The following is a 16,613-nucleotide window of genomic DNA, read 5'->3' on the forward strand; positions in this document are numbered from 1 at the left end:
TTATCCTTAACTACTTCGGCTAAATAATACCTTAGAGTATATATCTTAACTAGCTGTTAGTTTAGATTGAATATTTTCAACAACCTGATTAGTCAGTGTATATTTTTTCATTATGTAGGCAACAAATAAAGATCCAAAAGCAGGTAACACAGTGAATGACAGTAAAATACCGTGTTGGGTATCAAGAGTTTGTACTGCATCGGCCTGATAGCTGTAAAAAGATAACAACCAGCCTGCAATTGCGCCGCCTACAGCCACGCCCATTTTAATAAAAAATATAACGCCTGAATAAACTAAACCCGTAATGCGTACACCTGTTTTTTCATGCCCGTAATCTATGGTGTCGGCCATTTTGGCCCACAACAAAGGGGTTGCCATATCTAAAAAGAATTTCCATAAAATAAAGGCAGTAAATGCGAGTACTAATTGATCTTTACTAATAAAGTAACTAAAACCACAAATAGCGGCGGCAATAACTTGTAAGCTTATATAGGCTTTTATTTTACAAAAGCGCTTTGCAAGCGGTTGAGCTAAAGCACACCCTAGCATGCTTGCTGCAACGCCTAGTGTCATAAATAAGGTGATTAAATCGTCTCGACCTAAATAGTATTTTACGTAGTAAACAGCAAGCGTAAGCCTTAATACTTGACCGGTAAGTAAAAAAAACGCAGCTAAGCAAAGTGTTCGCCATTGATCGTTTTTAATTAATGCTTTAACACTTTGGGCAAAAGGAATGTTTTGCTCTTTTGGCTGTTGTATACGCTCTTTTGTGCCTAAAAAACAAAGTAAAAAAAGTACAAAGCCTAAAATGCTCATTGCAGTCATGGTGTATTGATAGCCCTTAGCTGCATCGCCTTGGCCAAAGTACTCAACCATTGGCATAGTACAACCCGCTACTATTACGCCGCCTAACATACCAAATACAAACCGGTAAGACTGAATAGTCACGCGCTCTTTTACATCTGCAGTAAGTACACCGCCCAATGCACAATAAGGAATATTGATAGCGGTGTAAGCCACCATAAGTAGTGTGTAAGTAGTAAAGGCGTAAATTATTTTATCGGTGCCTTCTAAATCAGGCGTAGTAAACGCTAAAATACTAATAATGGCAAAAGGAAGCGAAAGCCAAAGTAGGTAGGGGCGAAAGTGCCCCCATCGCGTATGTGTTTTGTCAGCAAGGTTGCCCATTAATGGGTCGGTTACAGCATCAAAAATACGTACTGCTAAAAACATAGTACCGACAACAGCGGGTGATAAACCCACTACGTCTGTGTAGTACAGCATTAAAAACATCATAACTGTTTGAAAAATAATATTACTGGCGGTGTCGCCTAAGCCATACGCTATTTTTTCTTTTACACTGACCATGATTATTTATCCCGCTTTATACTTGTTTTTAGTTATGGGTATGCTCTTATCTTTTAGAGATGAGTTCTTTATAAGCTAAGCCACTTTTTTTAATAGTGCGTTGCTGGGTTTTATAATCTACATACACAATACCAAAACGTTTTAAATAGCCTTCAGCCCATTCAAAGTTATCCATTAGACTCCAAGCAAAGTAGCCATGTATAACAACACCTTGTTCAATTGCATTATGAACCGCGTTTAAATGAGTATTATAATAACTTAAACGGTCTAAGTCGTTAACTGCACCATTATTATACGTATCGGGCATTGCTGCACCATTTTCGGTTATATAAATAGGCGGTAAGGTGTATGTTTTATTAAGCGATACGAGCAGGTCGGTGAACGATTGCGGGTAAACTTCCCATCCCATATCAGTCAACGGACCTGTAGGTGCAATGGGTTCATAAATGTCAGTAGGATGCGCCTTATAAACTTGGCGGGTATAAAAGTTAATGCCTAAGTAATCAATTGGCTGAGAAATTAATTCCATATCACCTGGGTGTATTTCTGGTAAATGATCCTCAGGTAGTTGGTTAATTATATCAGGGTATTTACCGTCCATTATTGGTTTCATGTACCACTGATTTAAATAGTCATCAGCGTATTTTGCACTGTCTATGTCTTGTTGAGTATCTGTAAGCGGGTAGGCGGGTGTAAAGTTAAGCACAATGCCGTTTTGAGTATCAGGCGATGTTTTATTTAGCACGTTCATAGCCAGACCATGAGCGAGTAATAAGTGATGAGCTGCTTTTTTACCATACTGCTTGCCTACTAGACCTGGGGCATGTATGCCAATTTCGTAACCCAAAAATGCGCTGCAAAAGGGTTCGTTTAATGTAGCGTAAGAATACACTCGTGTTCCAAATGCGTTAGTAATTAGTTCTACGTACTGCTCAAATGCATAAGCTGTTTTTCTGTTAAGCCAGCCGCCTTCATCTTCAAGGTGTTGCGGTAAATCCCAGTGATACAAAGTAACAAAGGCTTTTATATTTTTTCGTTTTAGCTCATCTAAAATATCAGTATAAAACTTAACGCCTACAGGATTTAACTTTCCGTCTTGAGTCATAACGCGAGGCCATGAAATAGAAAGCCTGTAAGCATCAACACCTAGAGACTCTATTAAATCTATGTCTTGTTGCCAATTGTTGTAATGATCGCAGGCAATATGACCATGTGAATTATCAGCAATTTTACCTGCAGTACTACAAAAGGTATCCCAAATACACGGTAAGCGATGCTCATACCCGCCCTCTATCTGAAATGATGCTGTTGCTACACCATAAACAAAGTCTTTTGTTAATAGAGGTGAATTAAATGGTAATGATATTTTTGTCATTGGTTACAAACCTTTTTGAGAACTTAATTGCACGCTTAGCGCCTATTTTTACTGACTTTCAGCGGTTACAAAACATTATTAAAAATAAAAGTTGTTGAAATATGTAACATGTTCGTATTTAATTAGCCGTGAAAGCGCTTACATTTTTAGATTAATGTTAATTAATCTTCAGGTCAACTCTTTAATACTGCGCCTTAGCGGGGTTTGTATTAATTACTTACTGAAGATCAATTTATAATAATAAATTGCGGAGAGCACATGGCTAGTTCAGCACCACTGACATCACACACACAGTCGCAAAACCACCAAGATAAAAACTATGGTTTTGCACTTACATCTTTAACTTCACTATTTTTTATGTGGGGTTTTATTACCTGCTTAAATGATATTTTGATTCCGCATTTAAAAGCGGTTTTCGATTTAACTTATGTTCAAGCAATGCTTGTGCAGTTTTGCTTTTTTGGCGCTTACTTTTTAATGTCACTCCCTAGTGGATACATTGTTAAAAAGCTTGGTTATAAAAAAGGAATCGTGGTTGGGCTTTTAATTGCGGCAGTAGGGTGTATCTTATTTTACCCAGCAGCGTCTTTACATAGTTACTCTGTATTTTTATTCGCTTTATTTGTACTTGCCAGCGGCATAACGTTATTGCAAGTATCTGCTAATCCTTACGTAAGTTTGTTGGGCTCACCAAAAACTGCGTCATCTCGACTTACGCTTACCCAAGCTTTTAATGCATTAGGTACCACTGTTGCGCCATCATTTGGTGCTCTGTTAATTCTAGACTCAGCGTCAGAAGCCTTTTTAACACCGGCTCAAAATGCAGAGTCAGTTCAACTTCCTTACCTCCTTTTAGCTGCAATGCTTATTTTACTAGCCGGTATTTTTGCTTGGCTTAAATTACCAGACATTATGAGCGAGCAAAAAGCAGAAGCCGAAAAATCAGAGGCAATTGAAGGCAGTGCTTGGCAGTACCGCCATCTTGTATTAGGTGCTGTGGGTATATTTATGTATGTAGGCGCCGAAGTGGCAATTGGTAGCTTTTTAGTAAGCTTTTTAGCACAAGAAAATATAGCAGGGCTAAAAGAGAATGTTGCAGCTCATTACATCACTTATTATTTTGGTGGTGCTATGGTTGGGCGTTTCATTGGTGCTGCTGTAATGCAAAAACTACCCGCAGGTAAAGTACTTGGCTTTAACGCAACCATGGCTATTATTTTAGTCATTATTGCCATGAGCACGTCGGGTCAATTAGCAATGTGGTCAATACTATTGGTTGGTTTATTCAATTCGATTATGTTCCCAACTATTTTTAGTTTAGCGTTAAATGGACTTGGTAAGCATACCGCTCAAGGCTCTGGTATTTTGTGTTTGGCGATTGTAGGTGGTGCGATAGTGCCACTTTTACAAGGTGCGCTTGCTGATAGTGTGGGTGTTCAACTTTCGTATGTTTTACCTATTTTATGTTACATATTTATTGTTTTTTACGGCCTACGAGGCAGCAAACCAGTATTAGTGAAGGAGCCATCATAATGAAAACGACTTTTAAACTTAATGCATTAGCAATTGCAACGTTAGTAGGAAGTGTTACTGCACTAAGCGGATGTACTAACGAAAGCAATGTTGAAAAAGTAAATGTTGAAGCGCAATCAAAGCTTGAGAAAATTTGGCCAAAGCTTTCAATTGCAGTGAAAAAAGACCCTGCTATTGAAGCTCAAATTGTCACGTTTTTAGAAAATATGACGCTTGAGCAAAAAGTAGCGCAAATGATTCAACCAGAAATTCGTGATATTACCGTTGAAGACATGCGTAAATATGGTTTTGGCTCTTACCTCAATGGCGGTGGTGCTTTTCCTAATGGCGATAAGCATGCAACGCCAGAGGATTGGGTTGCACTTGCAGAAAAAATGTATCAAGCATCTATTGATGACTCAGTGGACGGCAGCAAAATTCCGACTATGTGGGGCACCGATGCAGTACATGGTCATAATAACGTAATTGGCGCGACACTTTTTCCACATAACATTGGTTTAGGCGCGGCTAATAACCCAGATTTAATAGAGCAAATAGCGTCTATTACCGCAGTAGAAGTAATGGCTACGGGGATAGATTGGGTATTTGCACCCACTGTAGCAGTAGTACGAGACGACCGTTGGGGCAGAACGTACGAAGGCTATTCTGAAGATCCAAAAATTGTTCACGATTACTCAGCAGCGATTGTAAATGGATTGCAAGGTAAAGCCGATGGCGACTTTTTAAGTGATAAGCGCGTTATTAGCACGGTTAAGCACTTTATTGGCGATGGCGGCACCGTTGATGGAGATGATCAGGGAAATAATATAGACAGCGAGCAATCGCTATTTGATATTCATGCCCAAGGTTACGTAGGTGGTTTGTCGGCGGGTAGTCAATCTGTTATGGCATCTTTTAATAGCTGGAATGGCGTTAAAAATCACGGCAATAAATACTTACTTACAGATGTATTAAAAACACGTATGGGTTTTGATGGTTTTGTAGTGGGAGATTGGAACGGCCATGGGCAAATTAAAGGCTGTACTAACGAAAGCTGCCCAGAAGCGGTAAATGCTGGCCTTGATATTTTTATGGTGCCAACAGGTGCGTGGAAGCCGCTATATGAAAATACAATTGCACAAGTAAAAGCAGGTAAAATAAGTATGAGCCGCATTGATGATGCGGTTGCACGTATTTTACGCGTTAAGTTACGCGCTGGGTTATTTGATAAACCAAGTCCGGCTAAGCGCCTGTACTCGGGTAAAACAGAGCTTATTGGCGCTCAAGCGCATCGCGAAGTAGCACGCCAAGCTGTGCGCGAATCGCTTGTATTACTTAAAAATAAAAATAACCTATTACCTATCGCAGCTAATCAACACGTACTTGTTGCAGGTGATGGTGCCGATAACATAGGTAAACAGTCGGGTGGTTGGAGTATTACGTGGCAAGGGACTAATAATAAAAATGCAGACTTCCCTGGAGCAACGTCAATTTACAAAGGGCTTGAAGAGCAAATATCTGCAGCAGGTGGAAGTGTTACTTTAAGTGCTGATGGTACGTTTGAACAACGTCCTGATGTTGCCATTGTTGTATTTGGTGAAGAACCTTACGCAGAAGGGCACGGCGATAAAGATAATCTAGAGTTTGAGCGCGGAAATAAAAAGTCATTAGCACTTTTAAGCTCGCTAAAAGAGCAAGGCATTCCTGTTGTATCTGTGTTTATTTCTGGTCGCCCTATGTGGGTGAACAGCGAACTTAACGCATCTGATGCGTTTGTGGCTGCATGGCTACCTGGTACAGAAGGTGCGGGTATTGCTGATGTGTTATTAAAAGCGGCAGACGGCACCATCCAAAATAACTTTAAAGGTAAGCTATCGTTTTCTTGGCCTAAATCGGCGGTACAAACTGCGGTTAATAAAGGCGATGAAAATTACGATCCATTACTTCCTTATGGTTTTGGTTTAACGTATGGCGATAAAAATGTGCTAGCTGACGACCTTGATGAAGACTCTAAACTTGATAACTCAGGGCTTACGAGTATGGATATACTTGTTGGTGCACCTGTAGCGCCATGGCGCTTATTGTTAAAATCGGGCGATGAGCTTTTAGATGTATCGAGTAGTACGCATGAATTTGGTGCAATTAAATACCGTACTGAGGACAAAACAGTACAAGAAGACGCGCGCCAATTTAACTTCAGCGGTGCAGAAAAAGCCAGTGCTGAAATAGTAACAAGCTTTGCAGAAGATACCATTGCCTACGTTGAAGCAAACAGTGTGATTAGCTTTGATATTAAATTAAACGAAGCACTAACGAGCGATGTAGCCCTTGCTATGACTTGTTCTGGTGAGTGTGGTGCAAGCATTGATTTAGCAAACGTAGTTGATAAAACTATTGAAAATAAATGGCAGTCAGTATCAATCGATTTAGGTTGTTTTGCTGATAAGGGTGTTAATTTTGCAAGCCTAACAAGCCCATTTAGCTTACACAGCAATCGTAAAGCATCAATTTCTGTAGCTAATATTCAGTTTGTACCAAATAAAGCGGACGAGGCTACGCTGTCTTGTAAGTAGTTTATTAACTCTATTGTGTGTATACCAAAGCCCTTCTAATGAAGGGCTTTTTTTATGGATAGATGTTAGCTAGATAAAATATGGTAGTTTAAATATAGTTGTTTTTAATGCGCTTATAAGTCACTTAAAAGCAATTAACTTTTCGTGAGTAAGTTTTTTTCATCAAAGGTTACTACTTTGTCTCGGCCAGTTTCTTTAGCTAAGTAAAGGCGTTTATCGGCATAAGCGAGCAGTTCTTTTATAGTTGCATTCCCATTAATTGCATTACTTACCCCAGCGCTTACGGAAAGTTTTATATGCTGATTTTCATGATAAAAAGCTTGAGTGCTTATATTCTTTCTTAATAGCTCAGCATCACTTTTTGCTGCACCAAGGGTGTAATCAGGTAGTAAAATGGCAAATTCTTCTCCGCCAATTCTGGCACTAATACCTACATTTAAAAATTGCTCTTTAATAAAGTGAGATATCCACTTAATTGCGTGGTCGCCCGCTTCGTGACCAAACTGATCGTTTACACGTTTAAAAAAATCAATATCGAGCAAAATAACAGACACATTTTTGTCTATATTTTTAGGATCACTTAGTGCTTCTTTACTTTTTGTAAAAAAGCCACGGCGATTAAGTAATTGGCTTAAAGTATCGGTGTTAGCAAGGCTTGAAAGTGTATGCTCTGTATTAGAAGCCAGCAGGTATGGCAATATTAGTGCGCTACAAGTGGCCAAAATTAAATGACTACTTAAGATAAGTTGCAGTGGCTCTATGTAGTTTGGCGAATTAATACTAAAAATAGATATTGCCAATAGTGTTGTTTGTATGAGCATTAAAATGCTGTGAATTGAAAAACAAACTATCAGCGCTTTTTTTTGCAAAGTGGCTACAAAGTTCATCTGCTTAATAATATATGCGGAATATAGGTATAAAACCGAAATAATTAAGCTTGTCAGCATTTGCCCTGCAGGGTCTGAATATATGGGTAATAAAGCAACCCCCGTTAATCCAAGGAGACAATAAAGAGGTTTTAAGTTTAGTGCCTTACTGTGCTTATATTTATTTAACCCAATAATAATTAACAATGGACTTAGTAATATAAAAATATCAGCCAAATAGTGTGTAATAAAAGGCGCGTCTATTACTAACTTTAAACAGGCAAGTAACTCGGCAAATGCAAAGGTAATGCATGCTAGGCCAAATAATAAAAATGATGTTTGTTTTTTAAAGTTATGTACGGATAAAAAAAACAAGCCTATTAATACGTTAAGAATAAAAGAGAGACTGATCACAGTAGGCAGGTGTAGCATTTAAGATTCTCTTTTATTAAAGATAGGCGTGGTTGGTGTGGAAAACTTGCTGATTATTATGTATTAATGTTTAAAGGTCAATATGGGTAAAAAGTAGTAATTTACCCATATATCTAATTTGAAAGGGATTTTAACTGAACGAATATTAACGCCCGCTAAACCAAGCTCTCTAAAGCCGATTTTATATCAGGATGATGAAAACGATAATTGTTAACGAGTGCCTTTTTAGGGATTACAAATTGCCCCGTTGTTAGTAAGTCTGACATTTCACCCATTAATAGTTTAAGTACTGGGGTTGGCATAGTGATAAATGCAGGTCGAGAGAGCGCCTCGCCTAAGCTTTTACTAAATTGAGCATTGCTTACAGGGTTGGGTGCTGTTGCGTTAACAGGGCCTGATATTTCTGGGTGTTTAATAATAAAGAGTATTAGCTGAATCATATCGTCGATGTGTATCCACGACATGCCTTGCTCGCCATTACCAATCGGGCCACCCAGGCATAATTTAAAAGCAGGTAACATTTTTCCAAGTGCACCTCCTTTTTTAGCTAAAACAATACCCGTTCGCAAAAGGCATACTCTGGTTTGTTCTGATTGGGCGAGTAGTGCTGCATTTTCCCAGTCTTTACAAAGCTGGTGGCTAAATTCATCGTGTGGGCGTTCAAAAGTTTCATCAATAGGATTACTATTTTGTCGACCATAAAAACCAATTGCACTGCCAGATATAAAAGTATGCGGGGGTATACTACAGGCTTTAATCGCTTGACTAATTTGCTGTGTAATATCAATACGACTGTTTCGTATTATTTGCTTTTGTTTGTCGCTCCAGCGTTTATTTACAATCGGCTCGCCAGCGAGATTAATAACGATATCAACAGTGTTAAAGTCAACATCACTAATGTCACTTACGGCTTTAACTTTGTGGCCTAATAATACGTTTGCTTTAGTTGGATTGCGGCTAAGTACAGTAACAGTATTATGATGAAGTAAAAAAGGGCATAAGTGCTTACCAATTAATCCGGTCGCGCCAGTTATAAATATATGCATTATTCATCCTTACAATAAAATAGAAGCAAGTGATTAAAAAACATACTCGCTAGCAAACAGCTTTGCAAATTTATACGTAAAACAGGCTTTTATGATCACTTCGTAATTATTTCATTTAATTACCTTTTGCCTTACACTGGGACGATATAGTTAATAAAAGGATTAATAAATTGGCAAGTTTAACTGGAGTAAATAAAAGCTTAATAGTTTTTGCTTCCTTAGTAGTGGTCCTCGCTGGAATAAAAGCCGCGAGTGTAATTATTATTCCGTTTATTTTGGCGGCATTTATTGCCATTATTTGTAACCCGCTTATCAAGTTTTTTGCGCGCTACAAAATTCCTAAAGGCATTGCTGTTATGTTGGTCGTGCTGATTATAGTTGGCTTAGGGGTAAGCCTTGGCGGGCTTGTAGGGCAATCTATCAACGACTTTTCTCAGCAGCTTCCTGAGTATAAAACACAACTTAAAGAAGAGTTTGTGTGGCTGGTCGATTTAGCATCTCAATACAACATACTGATCAATAAAGATCAGTTAATTAATATGTTCGACCCTGGCAAAATGGTTGATGTGGCCACTAATATGCTCACTGGGTTAGGTGGCGTAATGGCAAACATGTTTTTAATTATTTTAACGGTTGTTTTTATGCTGTTTGAAGGGCCAATGCTGAGCAAGAAAATACATATGGCACTTGAAGACCCTGATAGTAAAATGAAGCAAATTGACCGCTTTTTAGAATCTATTAATTCATACTTGGCAATTAAAACGCTAGTAAGTTTAGGGACGGGTATTATTGCTGCGTTTTACTTATGGATTTTAGACGTTGACTACTTTGTGCTTTGGGGCGTGTTGGCATTTATGTTCAATTACATTCCAAATATAGGTTCAATTATTGCGGCTGTACCAGCTGTATTACTTGCCCTTATTACTCAAGGCCCATTAGTGGCAGGACTTGTTGCTGCAGGATATTTAACAATAAATACGGTAATGGGTAATATTGTAGAGCCTAAATTTTTGGGTAAAGGGCTGGGTCTTTCAACGTTAGTGGTGTTTTTATCATTAATATTTTGGGGCTGGTTATTAGGTACTGTGGGTATGCTTTTATCTGTACCATTAACAATGATTGTAAAAATAGCCCTAGAAGCCAGTGCAGAAGGCAAGTGGGTTGCCACTTTATTGGGCAGTGGTGAAGACGTTACTAAAAATAACTAACATTTATAACCATCAAGGGCTGTAAAATTAAAACCCTTGATGGTTAAGTTATCAATAAATACAGGGCTATTAATTAATAAACGATTTAATAGCGTCATCCACTGCGTATATTGCGCCTTCTAAATATCCTGCTTCTTGTTTTGCAAACTCACTCGCTACAAAATGAATATTGAGGTTACTTAATTGCTCTTCCAAGTTTGAAAAATCAAATTCTGGGTGCTGTGAAGGCTGAGTTTGATCGTCTTTATTAGCTACAAATTTATCCTCTGCCCAGTCTTTAATAAAGTATCCGGTTGCCTTTTCAGCATCCTTACCATAAAAGTAGCTGAGCTGTTGGGCACAGGCTTGAATTAATTGCTCTTGAGTTACTTGGTTTCGTGATAAGTAGGGCACACCTATAAAGCCAAATAATGCGGCGTAATTACTATCCTCAGCACTGGCATCGTGAATCTCGACCATAGGGCCTACGCGGCTAAAGCTTTGCCCAGATAAGTTTTTATCACGCCAAAATGCATGTTCAAAAGTAGCTATAAACTTGGCTTGTCCTGCCATCCATGTAGGTACGCTGCTAAGGCGGTTTATGAGTGTTGGAGTCGCCCATAGTTCAGGTGTTAAATGCGTTGTAACCATACGAGGAGGAATTGCTGAAATTAATTTGCCAGTAGTAAAGTGCTTTATATTGCCTAAGTGATTAACCGTAATTAGCCAGTTATTATCACCTTTTTTAAGCTCAGTGACATTGTGTTCTAATAATATTGAATCAGGATTAAGCTGCTCATATAAGGCAGTTATTAAGGTATTCATGCTGTGTTTGAGTCTAAATAGTTGCATATCTCCAGCACCTGCAATTTGTTGAGGTTGTTTGAAGTTAGGTGCTTGATATAACACATCACCTTTATGGTATTGCTCAAATATACTTAAGTTGAGTGACTTTATTAGCGCTTGAATTTTTGGTTGGTGGGGAAATATCCACGTAGGACCCAAATCAAAACTAACATCGTTATTTATTGGTGATTGCGCGGCAAAAATTCGGCCACCTAATTGCGATTTAGCTTCTAATAATAAGTACTCAATATTAAGTAGTTGTAATTTATACGCACTGTATAAACCAGCAAGTCCGCCACCTATAATAATTACTGGTTTGGTCATCTGTTTATCCATTAGTTTTTAGCAATCTACTAGTAGGTAGTTTGTTTTGGTATGAATAAATTGTCAAGTAAGCTATAGGGAGTGAGTAAAGAAACGTAACTAGTTTAGTGTGCTTAAGTTACGTCAAAATGGGTGTTTTAGTGATTCTGTAAATTGATTTATAAGCTCAATTTCACACAGTTTATAGCTAATGGTTGCGGTTGTCGCATTAGGAAGTTTTATTAAGTAACGCCATTGGCAGGCGCTCTCAAGGTACTTTTCATTATTTTTAATGCTGCGCATAAATAACGGCAGCACTTGCGTATTGCCTGTGCTTTCTTGTGACTTAGTTAGCTCATATTTACGCTTTTGTATCCAACTGCCTTGTGCTTGTTTTGCTTTATCAATTTGGCTATCTAGGCATTGAATATATCGCTTAGCTTCATCGGTTGTTGCTTTAGCGGCTAAAGTACATGCTTCATCTGCAAAGCTGTATTGGCTTGAAGCTAATAACACAATGGCAGTTAGTTTTAATAAATAGTTACTTTTTGTCATTGTAATTAAACTCTAAAATAAATTGAGCGCCGCCTAAGTTATCAGCTTCTGTAATGGTAAGTGTACCGCGATAGGACTTAACCAAGTCAGATACAATTGCCATCCCTACGCCGTGTCCGCTTTCGTATGTATCCAGACGAGTACCCCGTGTAAGTAGAGATTCACGTTTGTCCTCTGGCACGCCAGGACCATCATCGCTAATTCCAATACATAAAGTTTTGCTTTGAATAACTTGTATTGCTACTTGTGAGCGACACGCTTTACAGGCGTTATCAATCAAGTTACCGAGTAATTCCATTAAATCAGTTTGATCGCCTAAAAAATAATCTTTTTCGGTTACAGTGCAGCTAAAAATAATATCTTTATCACGATATACTTTTGCCATAGCACTGAGTATTGAATCGAGTACTGGCTTAATAGGGGTTTGTTTTTTCCACGTGTCTGATGCGCCCGTTGCAGCACGTTTTAATTGGTGCTCGATCATCACATTAATGCGGTCGAGTTGTTCTTGTGCATCGGCATCGTTTGCCAATGGACTTGATTTTAATACAGCAAGCGGCGTTTTGAGTGCATGAGCAAGATCGCTCAATGAGGCTCTATAGCGTTCTTTTTGGCGTTGTTGCGACTCAAGTAGCAAGTTTAGATCTGCTTTTATTGTTTGCAGCTCTACTGGGTAGAGGCCTTTAATTTCTTGAATATCGCCTGATTCAATCGCTTTTATTTCTTTATCGAGTCGTTGGAGTGGGCGAGCGCTCCAAATGAAACCAATCGCCATCAGGCCTGCGATTGCAATCCCCATGATAAACATCCAATCTACAAGGGTTTGCTTAAAGCCATCCATTAAACGAAGTAGAGCGTCGTTACGTTTAACTAATATAAAGCGAGCTTGTTCTGATTGATCTATGTTGTTTAAAATTACAGTCAGGCTAAGTTGCCAATAAGCGGTATTATTATATTCTACACGCCTAAAGTCGGCAGCACCTGCTTTGGTCTCTATTTGCTGAGGTACATAGTTTAAATTTACAGCCGACTCTGAGTTCCAAACCGGGTCATCATCGCGGTAGATCATTGCGTAGGTATCAGAATTTAATCTGTTTAACTCAGGCGCTAAAATAGTGCTGGGCATAATAATACCATGCTCAGTAAAGTCGACTTCAGATATTAGCGAGTAAAGCTGTGCTTCGAGAGTTTTTTCAGTCGCATCAACAAGTGAAGCGTAATACGCTTTGCCAATTGAATAAAATAAGATAGGGAGCGCGACTAATAAAACAAAGACAAGGATAAATCCTTGCCTTATTTTTAACGATATTTGCGGTATTACCACTGGCTTTTAAGCCTGTAACCACGCCCACGTAGTGTCTCTACTGGGTTTAGCACACCATCAGGGTCAAGCTTTTTACGCAAACGTAGTACAAATACTTCAATTACGTTTGAATCAAGATCGAAATCTTGGTCGTAAATATGCTCAGTCAGTTCTGATTTAGAAATTACTTTTTGCGGATTTACCATTAAGTATTCAAGTACTTTATATTCGTAAGCTGTAAGGCTAAGCTCTTTATCATCAACCCATACTTGTTGTGAACGTGTATGAATTTTAATTGGGCCCGCAGTCATTTCTGGATTTGCTTTACCAGCACTGCGACGAATTAATGCATTACAACGTGCAATAAGTTCTTCAACATGAAATGGTTTGGTAAGGTAGTCATCAGCACCTGCATCTAAACCTTCTACTTTATCCTGCCAGCGATCGCGCGCTGTTAAGATTAAAATAGGAATAGTAATGCCTTGTGCTCGTGCTTTATTAATTAGCTCAATACCGTCTATTTTAGGTAAACCTAAATCAACTACGGCCATATCAAGCGGGTATTCTGTAATGTGGAAAAGACCTGCTTCACCATCGTGGCATAAATCCACGCTGTAACGTTCTTTTTCTAAGGCATTACGTAGGTTATCTGCTAAATGTAAATCGTCTTCTATAACTAAAATTCGCATTTTTAATCCTTTTTCACTTCGCCGGTTTTTTTATTAATATGTAAATCAACGACGTGGCCGTCAGATTTGAGTATTCGTACGGTATAAAAATCTGTTTTTTCGGTAATTTTTAAGGTCTTACCGCCAATTGTTTTCTTTGCGAGTATTACGGCTTTCTTTTTGTCCACCTCAGCATGAGATGCTTGGGTGGCGGTTGCTGCTTGACTAAAGTTAGCTAAGCTAACACAAGCAATAAAACCGAGGCTTAATAATACGCGCATAATGGAAAACTCCTAGACCAGACTCACTTAGTTTAATTAACTAAGTTACTAAAATTCAAGTAAAAACGGTAAATTCGTTTTTATCCTGATAATTTTAATTAAAAACCTGTGAACAAACCCTGAATTACAGTGCAACGCACGCTCTAGGGTTTAATACTTTTTAAGCAGGAAATACCTTTTTAAAAGGTTTAACAATTGTATTTTCATAGATGCCAGCGGCAACGTAAGGGTCTGCTGCTGCCCACTCTCGAGCTGCTTCAATTGATTCAAATTCAGCAACCACTAATGAACCGGTAAAACCTGCTTCTTGAGGATCTTCACTATCGACTGCCGGTAATGGACCGGCGGTAAGTAGACGGTTTTGTGAATCAAGCTCACTAAGGCGTGCTAAATGTGCCGGGCGTGCTGCTTTTCTAAGCTCTAAGCTGTTTTCAACGTCTGTTGAGTGAATCATGTACAACATAAGGAATCTCATAAAAATTGTTAAATTTGATTAACGCAATACTACCACAGCGTTGAAAATTGGTGAATTAAAAGCGTATTTACACAGGTTTACACTTCGATTTTATTTTTAAGCTGTAATTGCTTGAAAATCTCTGTGTAACACTGGTAGAGTCGCTGAAATATACAAAATAATAAAAAGGTTTTATGCATGAGCGAAAATAGAGAACGATTTAGTTCCCGCCTTGGATTCATAATGGCAGCGGCCGGTTCAGCTGTTGGTATTGGTAATTTAGTTGGTTTTCCGGTTTCTGCTACTAAAAATGGTGGTGGCGCATTCTTATTAATTTACGCTTTATTTGTCATATTCATTTGTTTACCAGTCATGATGGCTGAAATGGCAATGGGTCGTAACGCTCAAAAAGATCCACTTGGTTCGTACAAACTATTATCTAATAACGATAAAAAATGGAAGTTAGCTGGGTTTTTTGCGGTGCTTACACCATTTATGATTGCTGTATTTTATATGGTGATTACGGTTTGGATCTTTGGTTATTTAACGCAAACAGGCCTCGGTAATTTAGATTTACTTGCAGATCCTGGCCACTTTGGTGTTTTTATTAATAGTTACACTGTGTTTGGTTATATGGCTGTTGTGGTTATTATGGTGAACTTAATTTTGTTAGGTGGTGTTAAACAAGGCATAGAAAAAGCCGCCAAATTTTTAATGCCCGCTTTATTAGTTATGCTACTAGCTCTAGTTACTTATGTATTAACGCTTGATAACGCAATGGCCGGTGTTAAATACTACATTATTCCTGATTTTTCTAAGATGAGTGCAAGTGTACTTAATGGCGCATTAAGCCAAGCGTTTTTCTCGCTATCGCTGGGTATGGGTATATTAATGACTTACGCGTCGTACATTTCTAAAAAAGATGACATTGTAAGCAGTGCTAAAATGGTCGCTATTACTGACTCACTCGTTGCGTTTGTAGCGGGGCTAATGGTGTTGCCAGCGATATTTAGCTTTGACCCAAATACAGACCCATCAGCACTTTCTGATTCGTCCGTATCAATGATTTTTGTATACCTACCTAAAATATTATTAGCACTGCAAAATGATATTGGCTATGTAGGTGCATCTATTGTTGCATTCTCGTTCTTCTTATTAGTATTTTTTGCAGCAATTACTTCACTTGTTTCAATAGTGGAAGTACCGACAGCAACACTAAGCGACCGTAAAGGTATTAGCCGTAAAAAAGCACTGGGCATCCTTACACTTTCAACCGGTGTACTTACTATTTTATGTACAATGTCGTTTGGTATGATTGACAGCCTTACATCTTTCACCAGTTATGGCGGCGTTAGTAAGAGCTTTTTTGATATTATTGTTGATGTATTTTACGACACAATTTTACCGCTTAATGGCTTAATGGTGTGTTTGTTTGTAATGTACCGCTGGAAAAAAGCACGCTTAACACAAGAGCTAAGCTTAGGTTCGCCTAATTATGCGGGAAGCTTGATGGAAAAGTACGTTAACTTTTCACTTTCAACGTTTATTCCTGTCATTCTAGCTGTAATATTTATAAATACAGTGGCGACTAAGTTTTTTGATTTAAAAATATTTGGTTTTTAATAGGCCTCTTTAAAAGCTTATTGAATAATATAATGCCGCTCAGTTAAGCTTAGCGGCATTTTTTATAGGCGTTTTTTACAGGTATCTGGTCTAACTATTATACCAACCTGCATAAATCTTTGATCAATTTAACGAATTAAATTGCACTATAACGTCGTTAAAAATTTTTTATTTAGAACAACTAGATACAAAAATTTTTGCCTAGTTCTAGCGTAATTTTC

14 protein-coding genes are annotated in these 16,613 nt (G+C 38.3%); 4 read left to right on the forward strand and 10 right to left on the reverse strand.

The window, feature by feature from the left end; genetic code table 11:
* Positions 1 to 45 precede the first annotated feature (45 nt).
* Positions 46 to 1,368 carry a glycoside-pentoside-hexuronide (GPH):cation symporter gene (locus tag H5090_RS18730; RefSeq protein ID WP_182696453.1) on the reverse strand — a complete coding sequence of 441 codons (1,323 nt, stop codon included), beginning with the start codon at positions 1,366 to 1,368 and terminating at the stop codon, positions 46 to 48.
* A gap of 46 nt (positions 1,369 to 1,414) precedes the next feature.
* Positions 1,415 to 2,743, reverse strand: a complete 1,329-nt coding sequence (locus tag H5090_RS18735; RefSeq protein WP_182696454.1) for a GH1 family beta-glucosidase — start codon at positions 2,741 to 2,743, stop codon at positions 1,415 to 1,417.
* Positions 2,744 to 3,001: 258 nt separating this feature from the next.
* Here H5090_RS18735 and H5090_RS18740 point away from each other — a divergent pair, with 258 nt between their 5' ends.
* On the forward strand, positions 3,002 to 4,276 hold the full coding sequence (locus H5090_RS18740) for a sugar MFS transporter (protein ID WP_182696455.1): 1,275 nt from the start codon (positions 3,002 to 3,004) through the stop codon (positions 4,274 to 4,276).
* On the forward strand, positions 4,276 to 6,828 hold the full coding sequence (locus H5090_RS18745) for an exo 1,3/1,4-beta-D-glucan glucohydrolase (protein ID WP_182696456.1): 2,553 nt from the start codon (positions 4,276 to 4,278) through the stop codon (positions 6,826 to 6,828). Before H5090_RS18740 ends, H5090_RS18745 begins: the two co-directional genes overlap by 1 nt.
* 134 nt (positions 6,829 to 6,962) lie before the next feature.
* Here H5090_RS18745 and H5090_RS18750 read toward each other — a convergent pair whose 3' ends face one another.
* Complete coding sequence (locus H5090_RS18750; protein WP_182692543.1) at positions 6,963 to 8,126, reverse strand: GGDEF domain-containing protein; 1,164 nt, start codon at positions 8,124 to 8,126, stop codon at positions 6,963 to 6,965.
* 155 nt (positions 8,127 to 8,281) lie between these two features.
* Entirely contained in the window at positions 8,282 to 9,172 is an 891-nt protein-coding gene (locus H5090_RS18755) for a TIGR01777 family oxidoreductase (RefSeq protein WP_182692544.1), read from the reverse strand.
* Between the two features lie 170 nt (positions 9,173 to 9,342).
* Here H5090_RS18755 and H5090_RS18760 point away from each other — a divergent pair, with 170 nt between their 5' ends.
* On the forward strand, positions 9,343 to 10,380 hold the full coding sequence (locus H5090_RS18760) for an AI-2E family transporter (RefSeq protein ID WP_024595420.1): 1,038 nt from the start codon (positions 9,343 to 9,345) through the stop codon (positions 10,378 to 10,380).
* 69 nt (positions 10,381 to 10,449) lie between these two features.
* Here the strand turns inward: H5090_RS18760 and H5090_RS18765 are convergent, their stop codons facing one another.
* From H5090_RS18765 to H5090_RS18790, 6 genes are all read right to left on the reverse strand, one after another.
* A complete protein-coding gene (locus tag H5090_RS18765; RefSeq protein ID WP_024606451.1) occupies positions 10,450 to 11,529 on the reverse strand; it encodes an FAD-dependent oxidoreductase in 1,080 nt (359 codons plus the stop codon).
* 123 nt (positions 11,530 to 11,652) lie between these two features.
* Positions 11,653 to 12,063 carry a hypothetical protein gene (locus H5090_RS18770; protein ID WP_182696457.1) on the reverse strand — a complete coding sequence of 137 codons (411 nt, stop codon included), beginning with the start codon at positions 12,061 to 12,063 and terminating at the stop codon, positions 11,653 to 11,655.
* A complete protein-coding gene (locus H5090_RS18775) occupies positions 12,050 to 13,387 on the reverse strand; it encodes an ATP-binding protein (protein WP_024606453.1) in 1,338 nt (445 codons plus the stop codon). The genes H5090_RS18770 and H5090_RS18775 overlap by 14 nt, the downstream gene beginning before the upstream one ends.
* Entirely contained in the window at positions 13,381 to 14,055 is a 675-nt protein-coding gene (locus H5090_RS18780) for a response regulator transcription factor (protein ID WP_002959806.1), read from the reverse strand. Before H5090_RS18780 ends, H5090_RS18775 begins: the two co-directional genes overlap by 7 nt.
* Positions 14,056 to 14,057: 2 nt before the next feature.
* Entirely contained in the window at positions 14,058 to 14,315 is a 258-nt protein-coding gene (locus H5090_RS18785; protein WP_024594903.1) for a PepSY domain-containing protein, read from the reverse strand.
* A gap of 160 nt (positions 14,316 to 14,475) precedes the next feature.
* The gene (locus H5090_RS18790) at positions 14,476 to 14,778 is read right to left on the reverse strand and encodes a YciI family protein (RefSeq protein WP_024599115.1); all 303 of its coding nucleotides are present in this window, start codon (positions 14,776 to 14,778) and stop codon (positions 14,476 to 14,478) included.
* 189 nt (positions 14,779 to 14,967) lie between these two features.
* Between H5090_RS18790 and H5090_RS18795 the strand changes: the two genes are divergently transcribed.
* Positions 14,968 to 16,392: a sodium-dependent transporter gene (locus tag H5090_RS18795; protein ID WP_182696458.1), complete on the forward strand. Its 1,425-nt coding sequence runs from the start codon at positions 14,968 to 14,970 to the stop codon at positions 16,390 to 16,392.
* Positions 16,393 to 16,613: the final 221 nt, after the last annotated feature.

The sequence above is a fragment of the Pseudoalteromonas sp. SR43-5 genome, from assembly GCF_014163835.1.
In the GTDB taxonomy this organism is placed as follows: domain Bacteria; phylum Pseudomonadota; class Gammaproteobacteria; order Enterobacterales; family Alteromonadaceae; genus Pseudoalteromonas; species Pseudoalteromonas distincta.